The organism is Mycolicibacter hiberniae (genome assembly GCF_010729485.1).
Taxonomy (GTDB): domain Bacteria; phylum Actinomycetota; class Actinomycetes; order Mycobacteriales; family Mycobacteriaceae; genus Mycobacterium; species Mycobacterium hiberniae.
The window spans coordinates 4333135-4345740 of sequence record NZ_AP022609.1 but is presented as its reverse complement, the minus strand read 5'-3'; the positions used below and the strand labels follow the sequence as shown (position 1 = coordinate 4345740).

Annotated in this window: 12 protein-coding genes; 7 read left to right on the top strand and 5 right to left on the bottom strand. The window is 64.9% G+C overall.

The annotated features are described in order from the left end of the window. The first annotated feature begins 5 nt into the window (after window positions 1-5). Genes G6N14_RS20245 through G6N14_RS20230 form a run of 4 tightly spaced genes read left to right on the top strand, consistent with a single transcriptional unit; the run spans window position 6 to window position 3334 of the window. Entirely contained in the window at window positions 6-1112 is a 1107-nt protein-coding gene (locus G6N14_RS20245) for an acyl-CoA dehydrogenase family protein (protein WP_085136574.1), read from the top strand. Next, window positions 1112-1564 carry a MaoC family dehydratase gene (locus G6N14_RS20240; protein ID WP_085136573.1) on the top strand — a complete coding sequence of 151 codons (453 nt, stop codon included), beginning with the start codon at window positions 1112-1114 and terminating at the stop codon, window positions 1562-1564. The genes G6N14_RS20245 and G6N14_RS20240 overlap by 1 nt, the downstream gene beginning before the upstream one ends. After that, window positions 1561-2727 (top strand): lipid-transfer protein, encoded by a 1167-nt coding sequence (locus G6N14_RS20235; protein ID WP_085136572.1) that lies wholly within the window; start codon window positions 1561-1563, stop codon window positions 2725-2727. The genes G6N14_RS20240 and G6N14_RS20235 overlap by 4 nt, the downstream gene beginning before the upstream one ends. 10 nt (window positions 2728-2737) lie before the next feature. Beyond that, a complete protein-coding gene (locus tag G6N14_RS20230) occupies window positions 2738-3334 on the top strand; it encodes a TetR/AcrR family transcriptional regulator (RefSeq protein ID WP_085136571.1) in 597 nt (198 codons plus the stop codon). A gap of 9 nt (window positions 3335-3343) precedes the next feature. On the opposite strand, the gene G6N14_RS20225 is transcribed toward G6N14_RS20230, so the two are convergent. Together G6N14_RS20225 and G6N14_RS20220 are read right to left on the bottom strand one after the other, a co-directional pair. After that, entirely contained in the window at window positions 3344-4549 is a 1206-nt protein-coding gene (locus G6N14_RS20225) for a cytochrome P450 (protein ID WP_085136570.1), read from the bottom strand. Continuing rightward, entirely contained in the window at window positions 4546-5766 is a 1221-nt protein-coding gene (locus tag G6N14_RS20220) for a CaiB/BaiF CoA transferase family protein (protein WP_275986586.1), read from the bottom strand. Before G6N14_RS20220 ends, G6N14_RS20225 begins: the two co-directional genes overlap by 4 nt. Before the next feature lie 256 nt (window positions 5767-6022). Here G6N14_RS20220 and G6N14_RS20215 point away from each other — a divergent pair, with 256 nt between their 5' ends. Genes G6N14_RS20215 through G6N14_RS20205 form a run of 3 tightly spaced genes read left to right on the top strand, consistent with a single transcriptional unit; the run spans window position 6023 to window position 9280 of the window. Next, window positions 6023-7648: a class I adenylate-forming enzyme family protein gene (locus tag G6N14_RS20215; RefSeq protein WP_085136568.1), complete on the top strand. Its 1626-nt coding sequence runs from the start codon at window positions 6023-6025 to the stop codon at window positions 7646-7648. 58 nt (window positions 7649-7706) lie between these two features. Next, window positions 7707-8465 carry an SDR family oxidoreductase gene (locus tag G6N14_RS20210; RefSeq protein WP_085136567.1) on the top strand — a complete coding sequence of 253 codons (759 nt, stop codon included), beginning with the start codon at window positions 7707-7709 and terminating at the stop codon, window positions 8463-8465. 11 nt (window positions 8466-8476) lie between these two features. Next, a complete protein-coding gene (locus G6N14_RS20205; RefSeq protein ID WP_085136566.1) occupies window positions 8477-9280 on the top strand; it encodes an SDR family NAD(P)-dependent oxidoreductase in 804 nt (267 codons plus the stop codon). Window positions 9281-9291: 11 nt separating this feature from the next. Here the strand turns inward: G6N14_RS20205 and G6N14_RS20200 are convergent, their stop codons facing one another. The 3 genes from G6N14_RS20200 to G6N14_RS20190 form a co-directional block, all read right to left on the bottom strand. After that, complete coding sequence (locus G6N14_RS20200) at window positions 9292-10143, bottom strand: SDR family oxidoreductase (protein ID WP_234808978.1); 852 nt, start codon at window positions 10141-10143, stop codon at window positions 9292-9294. 67 nt (window positions 10144-10210) lie between these two features. Continuing rightward, window positions 10211-11251: an NAD(P)H-dependent amine dehydrogenase family protein gene (locus G6N14_RS20195; protein WP_085136565.1), complete on the bottom strand. Its 1041-nt coding sequence runs from the start codon at window positions 11249-11251 to the stop codon at window positions 10211-10213. Window positions 11252-11262: 11 nt separating this feature from the next. Then, on the bottom strand, window positions 11263-12429 hold the full coding sequence (locus G6N14_RS20190) for a cytochrome P450 (protein ID WP_234808996.1): 1167 nt from the start codon (window positions 12427-12429) through the stop codon (window positions 11263-11265). Window positions 12430-12606 lie beyond the last annotated feature (177 nt).

The window sequence follows — 12606 nt, the reverse complement described above, 5'->3', positions numbered from 1 at the left end:
CACACATGGACTTCTCTTTCACCGACGATCAAGAGTCCGTCGCCAAGGTGGCCCGTCAACTCTTCGAACACCACGCCACACCGGAGCGGCTCACCGACGTCGAATCCGGCGAGGTCCGCTACGACCCCGCGCTCTGGAGCGAACTGGCATCATCGGATCTGCTGGGCATCAGCCTGCCGGAAGCCTTCGGCGGCAGCGGCGGCAGCTTTCTCGAGCTGGGGATTCTGCTGTCCGAGGTCGGCAGAAGCGTCGCGCCGGTGCCCGTCTACTCCACCCTCGCCTTGGGCGCCGACACCATAGCGCGCCACGGTGACACCGATCTCCAGCAGCAGTATCTGCCCGAGGTCGTCGCCGGCCGGACCATACTCACAGCGGCGCTGACCGAACCGGGCAATTCAGCTGCCGACAAGCCGCGCTCGACAACAGCCCGGCGCGACGGCGACGCCTGGCGGATCGACGGCTCCAAGGACCTGGTACCGGCCGGTCAACTCGCCGACGCGATCATCGTGTCGGCCGTCGCCGATGACGGGCCGGGCCTGTTCATCGTGGAGTCAGACGCGGCAGCTGTCGAGGTCAGGCCTGCGGAGACCACTCACGGCGAGCCATACGCCGACCTGTCCTTCGAGGGCGCGATCGGCCGGCGTCTGGGATCGGCCGACCCGAGCCTCGTAACTTCGCTGTACACCCGGGCGCTGGTCGCCATGTCCGCGATACAGACCGGTGTCTGCGAACGGGCTCTTCGACTGGCAGCGACCTACACCGGCCAGCGGGAGCAGTTCGGCCGGCCCATCGGCTCCTTCCAGGCGGTTCAGCAGCGCATGGCCGACGCATTCATCGACACCGAGGCCATCCGCTGGACCACGTGGCACGCGGCCTGGCTGATCGCCGAGGGCCGCCCGGCCGACCGGGAAGCGTCGATCGCCAAGTTCTGGGCGGCCGAAGCCGGCGCACGCGTGCTGGGCACTGCCCAGCAGGTACACGGCGGTATGGGCATCGACGTCACTTATCCGCTGTCCCGCTACTTCTTGTGGGCTAAGCACATCGAGCTCGCACTGGGCTCCGCCTCCCACCAACTGGCCCGACTCGGCAACGCGTACCTGGAAGGACACTGATGAACTCCACTGCGACCCGGCACACCACCTTGGCGTTCGATGCCATTCACGTCGGCGACGAGATCACCCCGTTGGACGTGCCCGTCACCGCCACGCTGATCGTCGCGGGCGCGATCGCCTCGCGCGACTACATGCCGGTGCATCACGATCGCGAGTTCGCCACTCGCCAGGGTTCCCCGGACATCTTTCTGAATATCCTCACCACCAACGGGTTGTGCGTGAAGTTCCTGCACGACTGGGCCGGCCCCGAGGCGATGGTCAAGAAGTTGTCGATTCGCCTCGGCGTACCCACGTTTCCCAACGACACCTTGCATTTCACCGGGACGGTCACCGGCAAGTCTGCCGGCGACGGCGAAGGCCTGATCGAGGTGTCGCTCAAGGGGACCAACCGTCTGGGCGATCACGTCTCCGGTACCGCTGTGCTCAGCCTGCTCACGGGTGTGGGCGAATGAGCGGAATCGGCGGAAAGGCGGCCCTGGCAGGTATCGGTCAGACCGAATTCTCCAAGGAGTCCGGCCGTACCGAGATGCAACTGGCCTGCGAAGCGGTCAAGGCCGCGATCGCCGATGCCGGGCTGCGCCCGTCCGACATCGACGGCATGGTGACCTTCACCGTCGACGAGAACGAGGAGATCGAAGTCGCCCGTAACGTCGGCATCGAGAACCTGACGTTCTTCACCCGGGTCCCGCACGGCGGCGGTGCGGCCGCGGGCACCGTGATGCAGGCCGCGATGGCCGTCGCGACGGGGGCGGCCGAAGCGGTGGTGTGCTACCGCGCCTTCAACGAACGCTCCGGCTTCCGATTCGGCGGTGCCGGAAGACAACCCGGTGTCACCCCGCTGTGGATGGCGCCCTACGCCCCGTTCGGCTTCATGACGCCGGCTGCCTGGGTATCTCTGCACGCCCAGCGATACATGTCGACCTACGGCGTGACCAATGCCGACTTCGGCAAGATTTCGGTGATCGACCGCAAGCACGCGGCAAACAACCCGGATGCCTGGTTCTACGGCAAACCGATCACCATCGAGGAGCACCAGCAGTCCCGCTGGATCATCGAGCCGGTGGTTCGACTGCTCGACTGCTGCCAGGAGAGCGACGGCGGGGTGGCGATGGTGGTGACCAGCGTGGAGCGTGCACGCGACCTGCCCCACCCGCCGGCGGTCATCACCGCGGCCGCCCAGGGCGCCGCCTACGACGGCGAGGTGATGACAAGCTACTACCGCGACGACATCACCGGCCTGCCCGAGATGGGCGTCGTGGGCCGCAGACTGTGGGCCAACTCCGGACTCAAACCCGAGGACATCTCCACAGCATTCCTCTACGACCATTTCACGCCGTTTGTCTTCACCCAGCTGGAGGAACTCGGCTTCTGCGGCCGGGGTGAGGCGAAGGACTTCGTCGACGTCGACGAACTCTCGATCGGGGGGCGCCTGCCCATCAACACCAACGGCGGCCTGCTCGGTGAGGCCTACATCCACGGAATGAACGGCATCACCGAGGGCGTCCGGCAGCTCCGCGGAACCTCCTACAACCAGGTCGACGATGTCGAACACGTCTTGGTCACCTCGGGCACCGGCGTCCCCACCAGCGGCCTGATCCTGGCGGCGGACCACTAAACTTCCCCAGATGACGCAAGCGGCGGCCGCAGACACCAGAACCGCCATCATTTGGGCGGCCTTCGCCTGCTTCCGCACCCGCGGGCTGGCGAAGACGACCATCGTCGACATCGCACGGGGCGCCGACATCTCCCGCAGCACTTTCTACGAATACTTCAAAGACAAGCAGTCCGTCGTCGCGGCCTGTGCCGAAGCGGCGTCGCAACGGTTCTACCGCAACATGGCCACGGCGATCGACCGTCACGGCGGCAGCACCCTGGAAGGCAAGCTGGTCCGGGCGGCCGTTTTCGTCTGCCAGGGCCGTCGGGCCGTCGAGCCCGAGGTGTACTTCGACCAAGAAGAAGTCGACCTCATGCTGACCAAGAACGCTGCCAAGCTGCTGCAGGAATGCGCCGAGTTCATCGCTCCCTATCTGTCGGCAGCGCGGCACACCGGTGAGGTACGCAAGGACCTTGACGTCGCGGCGGCCGGTGAATGGCTCGCGCGGATGTTGTTCTCGTTGTTCACCACTCCCTCACTGCGAGTCGATCTGCGAGATGACACCGCCGTCGCCGAGTTCGTCCGTCCGTTTATCGTTCAAGGACTCGCCGCCGGGTCACGCCGGTAGCCGCCGGTCTCAACCGGTGCGCCGCACCGGCACATTGGACCACCCGCTGACATTCGACATGGCAACACGCCGAAGGCCGGGGCGGTCCACTTCGTAGGCGGGCAAAAGGTCCAGCAGTGCGTTCAGCGCGATACGGCTCTCCATTCGAGCCAGGGCTGCGCCCAGACAGCTGTGCACGCCGTAGCCGAACGACAGATTGAATCCCATCATGCGCTCCCGGTCGATGTCGAGCCGGTCCGGGTCGGGAAACTTCCGCTCATCTCGAGTTGCCGCTCCCGTGATCAGTACCATGGTGCTGTCGGCTGGAATGGTCTGACCGTACAGCGTGACCTCACGGGTGGTGGTCCTGACCTGATACTGCGACGGGGGTTCATAGCGCAGCAACTCCTCGATCGCTGCCGGGATCTTGCTGCGGTCGTTCTGCAACTCCTGCCACTGCTCCGGGAAATCGGCGAAGGCCACCATCGCGTTTCCCACCAGCTTGGTCACGGTCTCGGCGCCCGCTCCACCCAACATCGTTGCGAACCCGGCGATATCGACGTCGGTGAGACGCTCCCGCGAACCGTCCTCGGTCTCGATCTCGGTCTCGATCAGGCGGCTGATCATATCGTCGTGGGGCTGCGCCCTGCGGCTTTGGATCAGTTTGAGGTAGTAGATCCACGTCTTCACCGACGCCTCGAAACCTTCGGGGGGGACGGCGATTTCACCTACTCGTCGCTCCACCAGCAGATCCAGCCACTCGCGGATCTGCGTACGATCCTCTTTGGGCACTCCCAGCATGGTGGTGATGACATCGTTGGGAAACAGGGTCGAGAAGTCGGCTACGACGTCGAACGAGTCCGCATCCACCTGTTCGATGCGCTCGTAGATCTTCTCCCGCACCATGTCCTCTAACGACGCAATGGCGCGCGGGGTGAACGCATTGCTGACCAGCTTGCGCATTTTCGTATGATCGGGCGGGTCCATGGAGATGATGACCCTCGGCACCGGGATGGCGTCATCATGCGCCTTGGCCATGTCGAGCGTCACCCCCTTGGCCGACGAATACGTCTCGTGGTCTCTCGATGCGGCCGCAACGTCCTCATACCGCGACAGCGCCCAGAAATCCCATTCGGCGTTGTAGTAGACCGGTGCCTCATCCCGCAGCCGGCGGTAGGTGTCATACGCGCCGTTGAAGAACTCTTCGGAGAACGGGTCGAACTCGACGGGTTTCACAGGATGGCACCGCTTTCCTTGTACTTCTCGATGGTCTCCCACGTCATTCCGGCGTCCATCAAAACCTCTTCGGTGTGCTGGCCGTGTTCCGGAGCGCCCGTTGGAACCACCGGTTGTTCGTCGAACTGAACGGGGTTGGTGGGCAGCGCGTAGCCGACCCCACTCATCGTGGTGGTCTGCGCGACGTATCCGTTGGCGGTCACCGCAGGGTCTTCGTAGAGCTCGCCGGGCGTCTGCACGATGCCCCACGCACCCGACAGCACCGCCAGCGTGTCGCGCCATTCGGCCAGTGTGCGTTCGGCGAATGCCTGATCCAGCAGCGCAATCAGCTCCACCCGGTTCGCATATCGCGAAGCGGGATCGCGGAATCGCGGATCGTCGACCAACTCCCCAAGACCCACCGCACGCATGGCCTCCGCGTAGTACTTGTCGAGTTGCAGCATCATCAGCTGCACATACCGGCCATCCTTGGTGCGGTAGGTGCCCACCAGGGGATTCGGCGCATCGGCATGACTGTAGTTGGGGATCGAGGTGCCGCCGTGAAGCTGGCCGACCGCGACATCCGGGCTGAGGTTCCATGCGGCAAGGCCCAGCAGGGAGACATCGACGACGGACCCTTCACCGGTGGTGGCCTTCTTATAGAGCGCGGCGGCCACACCGCCAGCGATGGCCATGCCGCCCAGCAGGTCGCCGAAGGCAGGGCGCGATCGCACCAGCTCGTCGGCCCCCTCGGTCAGCATGGCCGCAATACCGCCGCGCGCCCAGTAGGAAACACCGTCATAGCCGGGCTTGTCGGCATCCGGCCCCTTGGGTCCATGCCCCGAACCCCGGACGTAGACGATCCCGGGGTTGACGGCCCGGATGTCCTCGACGTCGATCCCGAACTTCTTGCGGCGTTGCGGCAGGTAGCTGGTCAGAAAGACATCGCAGGTCCGGGCGAGTTCGTGAACCACCTGCCGTCCAGCCGGCGTGGCCAAATCGACGCCGATGGACTTCTTGCCACGGTTGGGAATCTCGATCATGTAGTTGACCGAACCCCCGCCCTCATCGACGATGCCCATGGTCACCAGGCCGCGCTGGGGGTCACCGCCGTCGCGGGGTTCTACCTTGATGACCTCGGCGCCCCATTCCGCGAGCACCGCACCGGCGGACGGGACGAAGGTCCAGGCCGCAACTTCTAGTACCCGTACTCCCTTGAGCACCTTGTCGGGAGACATCAAACCCTCCACTGTTCGTGCGGCTTTGCCGGCGCAAGGGCGGCGGTGCAGCTATGGAAACGCGAATTCTTGATTTTGAGAACGATACCCGACGGACGATCCGATCAGCTCACTAATCAAAGCACCGCGAAGACCACGCCACCTCCGTGCGTACCGTCGAGCCGGTCGCCGTGCAGCGGTCCGGCGACGGTCACCGGCAGACAGGGAATGACTGGATTGAGAGTATTCATTCTCATTTTCGGTATTGTTGGCGCTCATGCCGTTCCCTTCGATCACCCCGGTCGTTCCCGCCATGGTGCGATCCGCGGCCGCCAGGTTCGGGGACAAGCCTTTCCTGATCGCCGACGGGGACGTGCTGAGCTACGACGACCTTGAGCGGCGGTCCGCGCGCCTGGCGCTGCGCCTGCTGTCGATGGGGGTGGGCAAAGGCGACCACGTCGGATTGCTGATGCCCAACAGTGTGGAATGGGCGATCACCTGGTTCGCGGTCACCCGGATCGGCGCCGTCGCCGTACCGTTGAACACGTTCTATAAGGCGTCGGAACTGTCCTGGACCATCCGCCATGCCGATCTGCGCACCATCGTTGCTTGGCCGTCTTTTCGTAAGCAGAATTTCTGTCGGCTCCTCGAAGAGGCGCTACCGGGACTGTCCCGGGTGCAGACACCGGGCCGGATCCAGGTGCTGTCGGCTCCGTACCTACGCACGGTGGCGATCTGGCACGAGGCCGACAGACCCTGGGCGACGAGCCTTTCCGAGGACGACTGCGGCGATGTCGACGCCGAACTGCTGACAGCAGTCGAGTCCTGCGTGACCCCTGCCGATGAGGCCTTGATCATCTACACCTCGGGCAGCACCGGTGAGCCCAAAGCTCCCGTGCACACCCAGGGCGTGGTGGTACGCCACTCCTACAACCTGACCTTCTCCTACGGTGTGACCACCGACGCCGTGATGTTCACCTCGATGCCGTTCTTCTGGATCGGGGGGTTGATCATCGGGCTGAACGCGGTGATCCATCACGGCGCGACCCTGGTGACCCAACCGGCGTTCGACCCCGGCGAGGCCCTGGAGCTGATAGAGCATCACCGGGCGACGATCACCCTGGGGTGGCCTCAGCAGGGCACGAGCATGGCCACGCATCCCGATTTCAACAACCGGGACATCAGTTCGGTGATCCGCACGAGCATGCCGGCCATGGTGCCACCGGAGCGACGGCCGCCAGGTCCGAACGCACTGGGCATGACCGAGTTGTGCGGTAGCCACATCGGTGTGGACTCCTACAGCCCGCAGCCCCCCGAGCGCACCGGTACGGGTGGGTGGACACTCGACGGCCTGGAGCACATCATCGTCGACCCGGAAACGGGTGCGCAGCAGCCGTTCGGCGTCGCCGGGGAGATCTGGGTACGGGGACGTTCGCTCATGCAACGCCTGCACAAAAGGGAACGTGATGAGGTCTTCACCCCCGACGGCTACTACCGAACCGGCGACTGCGGAGTCCGTTTTCCCGACGGGTGGATCACGTTTTCGGGCCGCCTCGGCGAACTCATCAAGACCGGCGGGGGCACGAACGTCACCCCCTCGGAAGTGGAGCTCGCGTTGGGAGACTGCGCGGGTGTACTTGAGGCTTACGTGGTCGGTGTCGAAGACGAGGACCAGGGAGTCATCGTGACCGCGGCCGTGGTGCCACGCGACGGGGCCGCGCTCGACTCCGAGACGCTACGCGCAGACCTGCGTACCCGGCTGTCCGCTTACAAGGTACCCAGATTCGTCTGGGTCACCGAGAAGCACCAGCTGCCGTTCACCGCGAGCGGCAAGGTGAAGCGACAGGAGCTGGCCACACAGATCCGGGAAATGCTGGCACGCAAGGCAGATCCAAGCCCATGACATCGCCTGAAGAACCGGCGAACCTCATCGACCACGTCGCGAGCAGAGAAGGACGCACATGAGCGATCCCCATTCCAACATCGCCGGCATCCGCATGTTGATCGTCGGAGCGTCATCGGGGATCGGGCGGGCACTTGCCCGCGCGGCCCACCTGCGGGGCGCGACGGTGGCCTTGGCCGCCCGGCGGGTCGAGGTGCTCGGTGAACTCGCCCGCGAGTTGGACGGGACCGCACACGAGCTCGACGTATCCAACCCCCGCGACATCGAGCGCGTGGTCGACCAGGTGGCCACCGCGTTCGGCCGCATCGACGCGGTGGTCTTCACCAGTGCCGTAGTGCCGTTCGCACTGATCGACGACACCGATGTCACCACCTGGATGCACGCGTACGCCGTCAATGCAGTCGGTGCATCGCACCTGCTGCGGTCGGCCCTGCCGCATCTCAGCGACGACGCCGTCGCACTGATCGCATCCAGCCACGAGGTGGGCCGCCCACGAGCCGGGGTGTCGGCCTACCATGCCAGCAAGGCCGCCCTGGACGAGATTCTGCGCTCCTGGCGTGCCGAGCACCCGGAGCTACCTGTCATCCGGGTCAGCGTGGGTCCCACCGAGGGCACCGAGATTCTGCGCGGGGCCGACCGCGACATGCTGGCAGACCTCTACGGCGCCTGGGCGCAAGAAGGCCAGATTCCCGCCCGGATGTCCGCGGTGGCCGATGTCGCCAATGCGATGCTGTCGCTGATCGCGGTAGCTCGGGCGAATCCCTCGGTGGTCACCGAGATCGTCCACCTCGCGCCGCGGATGCCAAGACCGAATTAGGGAGTGCAGTTATGGATCTCGGCTTTACAGGGTCGACGGCGGTGGTCACCGGCGGCAGCAAGGGCATGGGCCTGGCGATTGCCGAGGTCCTGGCAGCCGAAGGCGCCTCGGTGGCCGTCATGGCACGCGGGCGCGACGGTTTGAACGCGGCGGCCGAACGCATCCGGGCCGCCGGCGCGCCGGAAGTCCTGCCGATCAGCGTCGACATGTCCGATGCCGAAGCCATAGCGGCGGGCTTCGACTCGGTTCGAGAGGCGTGGGGAGCGCTCAACGTCCTGGTACACACCATCGGTCCTGATGCCGGCGCGTTCGATGAGCTCGATGATGATGCCTGGCATGCGGCCTTCGACTTGGGAACGATGTCGGCCGTCCGGTCGGTCCGCGCCGCATTGCCGTTGTTGCGTGCCGCCGAGTGGGGCCGCATCGTCACGCTGTCGGCCCACTCCATCCAGCGGCAGAGTCCCGCTTTGGTGGCCTATACGGCCACCAAAGCGGCCCTGTCGAGCGTTACCAAGAACCTCTCGAAGAGCCTTGGACCGGAGGGCATCCTGGTCAACTGCGTGTGTCCGGGCACCATCGTGACGGCGAGCTTCACCGAGCAGCTGCGCAACGTGCTGGGCGCTGCCGGCTTCGACTCCTCAGACCCATACGACGTCATGCGCTGGGTCGAGCAGACCTACGGACACCCCTGCGATCTGGGACGTGCCGGCAGCCCCGAGGAGATCGCGTCGGTGACGGCCTATCTCGCGTCTCGCCGGAACGGCTACGTGACGGGCGCGACGGTCAATGTCGACGGCGGATCGGATTTCATCTGAGGGCGCCCGCCTCAGCTCTTTTTGGCCATCTGATCGGCGGCGGTGTCCGTCCATTCGGCACTGTGGCGGTCCATCGTGACCGCGCCGTTCCATCCTCCGTCGGTCCACAGCACGGTACCGCCGACGTAGCTGAGTCTGCGGCTGCCGAGGCACACCAACGGCCAGGCCTGTTCCTCGGCCCGGGCGTAACGCCCGACCGGCCCGATAGCGTCGTCGAGCGTCTTCTTACCGAAAGAGTCCTGAAACACCGGCATCATCGCAGTCTCGGTGGGGCCGGGGTTGATGCAGTTGATGCGGATGCCCTTTCGTCCGAGCTCCGGGTACCACCAGCCCACCCACGCATCGATGACGTACTTGGAATAGGCGTAACCGCTCCACGACCATTTACTCTCATTCGCGCTCAACCACTCCACGGCGGCATCGAACCCGTCGGTCTCGAGTAACCCGGTGATGGTCTTGATGTGGTTCTGCCATCCGATCGCGGCAGATGAGGAGATCACACTGATCGCCGATCCCTGCGACATCTTGGGCACCAACTGTTCGGCTAGATGCCGTGCCCCGACGAAATTGACCATGATGGTGTCCCATTCGCTGAACGGCGGGCCAGGCAGCCCGGCGCAGCTGAACAGACCGTCGATGGGGCCATCGATGGATGCTGCGGCATCTTCGATGCTCGCCCGGTCGCGAAGGTCGATCGTGAGAGAGCGGGCAACCTTGACGCTGGTGGGCTTGATGTCCAGCGCGGTGACTTCGGCGCCGAGATCGGAGAGGATGCGCGCGGTGGCCTCCCCCATGCCCGATGCCGCACCGGTTACGACAACGGACTGTCCTGCATACCCCAGCGCGTCCTCCATCAGCGACATCCCTTCGACCTCACACCTGCGAGAGTAGTTCTTTACGTTCAACGAGAACTGACATTATCAGTGCGCCTCAACCGCCGGTGCGGGAATGCCGCGTGATGGTCGACAGGTCGTAAAGCCCGGGCTCCGCGGCGAGCACCGCCGGGATCGTGTTGATGGCGTGCATGGCGGTCGCCAGGCAGCCCTGCTCGGCATGGTCCTGTCCCTCGGAGCCGACCACAAAGTGCAGTCGCATGTCGGGTTCTCCGGTAAAGGTCACCTCGTAGCCGATGTCAGCCGGCCAGTCCGGCGCCAAATCATCGGCCATCCGGGTCAGGTGTTCGACAGACAGGGTCAGTTCGCCGCAATCGACGTTCACCCCGAAGCGCATCGCTGCCACGGTGCCCTCCGGAATGTGGCCGGCGGCCACGGTCAGCGCCCGAGGCGTGGTAATGACCTCCCGATATCCCTTGAACCCCTTGATCTCAAGCCCCAAGGCCTGGGTCAGCACGGTCGCGCTGCCGATCCAGGCGCTCGCGGCGTACTCCGGGTTCGACAGCAACGGCGTCGTGTCCTCCGGATGGTGACCGAAACCCATGGCGTTGAAGATCAGGTCATGGCTGGCATAGGTCGAGTAGTTCAAGACCTCACGCACCCCGATGTGGGTGGTGCGCGCACTCAGCCTCGCCAGGATCGGCGTCAGCGATTCGCCGATGAACCCGGGATACAGTCCCAGCCCGAGGAACGACGAGGAGCCGGCGCGGCAAGCGGACTCGATACCGTCCGCCAGGCCGGCATCCAGCGAGCGCGGGTGGATGAATCTACTGCCCGTGGCGATCACGTTCTTGCCGGAAGCGAGCAGGTCACAGACGTCGCGGAAGCAACCCGGGGTGTCAGTTTCGACTTTTCCCATGTAGAGCACGATGTCGGCGTCGGCATTGATGACCGCGTCCCGGTCGTCGGTGGCAGTGACCCCGGCCAGCGGTAGCCCGCACAGTTCGCCGGCGTCAACACCGGATTTGGCCGGGTCGTAGACGCGGACCCCCACCAGCTCCAAGTCCGGCCGTTGGACAACGTGACGTAACGCCATCATGCCGGTCACGCCGGTCGCCCACTGGATCACCCGTGCCATACGCGACTCCCTCAATTCCAGATGACGTCGAGCCGGGGTGGCGAGCGGAACATGGTGCCCGAGATGTAAGGCGCCGGCGCTCCCGGATCCAGCCGCAACCCGGGCAGTTCGTCGAAGAGGGCGTTGAAGATCTTGGTGGTTTCCAACCGGGCCAGATGCATGCCCAGGCACACGTGTGCACCGTGGGCGAAACCGAGGTGCGACTTGCGTTCCCGGAAGATGTTGAACGCCTCCGGTTCATCCCACCGCGTCTCGTCGTGGTTGGCACTGCCGAGACTGAGCATCATCGTCGACCCCTGCGGAATGCGGACCCCGGCCAGCTCGGTGTCGCGGGCGACTTCCCGCATGAAGTTCAGCAACGGCGTCTCCCAGCGAATCCCCTCCTCGATGGCCTGGGGAAGCAGGCCCCGATCCGCACGCACCGCCTCGAACTGATCGGGATGCGTCAGCAGTGCCAGCGCCAGGGAGGCGGTGGACCGGGACGTGGTCTCAGCCCCGGCCGGCAGCAGATTCCGCATGAACCCATAGATCTGCTCATCGGACATGGTGACGCCGTTGACTTCCGCAGCGGCCAGGATCGAGACCATGTCGTCGCCCGGCTTGCGCCGCTTGTCGGCGAGAATGCCCACGAAGTACTCCCGCAGCTCCGCCGAGGCGTTCATGGCGGTGTTCATATCGCCGCGGAAACCCAGAATGTCGATCGCCAGCCGGTGAAACCACAGCACGTCGGATTCGGGAAGCCCCAGCAGTGCCGCGATCACCCGTACCGGGATCGGCGAAAAGACGGCGTCGACGAGGTCGGCCTGTCCGTCGGCCTTGAACGCGGCGATGGTGCGGTCGACCAGCGGCCCGACGAGCTCGCTGTCCCATCTCTTCATCGACGACCTCGCGAAGGCGAACTCGTGCAGCTTGCGGTAGGTCGCGTGTTCGGGCTCCTGCATTTCCAGGATCGTCGGCCCCTGCAGCGGCCGCACCACGTTCTCATAGCAACGCGTGCTGAAGGTCAGATTGTCAGTGAAGACCGCTTTCACCGCATCGAAGGAGTAGGCCGTGAAGGTCTGCGGACCGTCGGTGTCCTTACCGGCCATGCCCATCTCGGGCCAGCCGGGATGCACCGCTGCCTGTGCTCGCAACGTCGTGAGAAGGGGGTAGGGCGACGCGTCACCGTCTGCTCCCATTCCTTCGTTGAATCTGCGCTGCGCGTCGCGCACACCCTGTTCAAGTTCCTCCACCGTTGCCCGCTGGACCACGTGACGACTCCCCACCGTTGCTGCAACAGGGTCAACATTCATACTGTCGGTTGCCAAACTACATGATGTATGTTGATCGCCACCAGGCATCGGCGGATCTCGAAT

What these genes read in the sequence shown, in the direction of transcription:
- G6N14_RS20245 (WP_085136574.1), top strand. Translation starts at nt 6, where the DNA reads ATGGACTTCTCTTTCACCGACGATCAAGAGTCCGTCGCCAAGGTGGCC.
- G6N14_RS20240 (WP_085136573.1), top strand. Translation starts at nt 1,112, where the DNA reads ATGAACTCCACTGCGACCCGGCACACCACCTTGGCGTTCGATGCCATT.
- G6N14_RS20235 (WP_085136572.1), top strand. Translation starts at nt 1,561, where the DNA reads ATGAGCGGAATCGGCGGAAAGGCGGCCCTGGCAGGTATCGGTCAGACC.
- G6N14_RS20230 (WP_085136571.1), top strand. Translation starts at nt 2,738, where the DNA reads ATGACGCAAGCGGCGGCCGCAGACACCAGAACCGCCATCATTTGGGCG.
- G6N14_RS20220 (WP_275986586.1), bottom strand. Translation starts at nt 5,766, where the DNA reads ATGTCTCCCGACAAGGTGCTCAAGGGAGTACGGGTACTAGAAGTTGCG.
- G6N14_RS20215 (WP_085136568.1), top strand. Translation starts at nt 6,023, where the DNA reads ATGCCGTTCCCTTCGATCACCCCGGTCGTTCCCGCCATGGTGCGATCC.
- G6N14_RS20210 (WP_085136567.1), top strand. Translation starts at nt 7,707, where the DNA reads ATGAGCGATCCCCATTCCAACATCGCCGGCATCCGCATGTTGATCGTC.
- G6N14_RS20205 (WP_085136566.1), top strand. Translation starts at nt 8,477, where the DNA reads ATGGATCTCGGCTTTACAGGGTCGACGGCGGTGGTCACCGGCGGCAGC.
- G6N14_RS20200 (WP_234808978.1), bottom strand. Translation starts at nt 10,143, where the DNA reads ATGTCGCTGATGGAGGACGCGCTGGGGTATGCAGGACAGTCCGTTGTC.
- G6N14_RS20195 (WP_085136565.1), bottom strand. Translation starts at nt 11,251, where the DNA reads ATGGCACGGGTGATCCAGTGGGCGACCGGCGTGACCGGCATGATGGCG.
- G6N14_RS20190 (WP_234808996.1), bottom strand. Translation starts at nt 12,429, where the DNA reads ATGGGAGCAGACGGTGACGCGTCGCCCTACCCCCTTCTCACGACGTTG.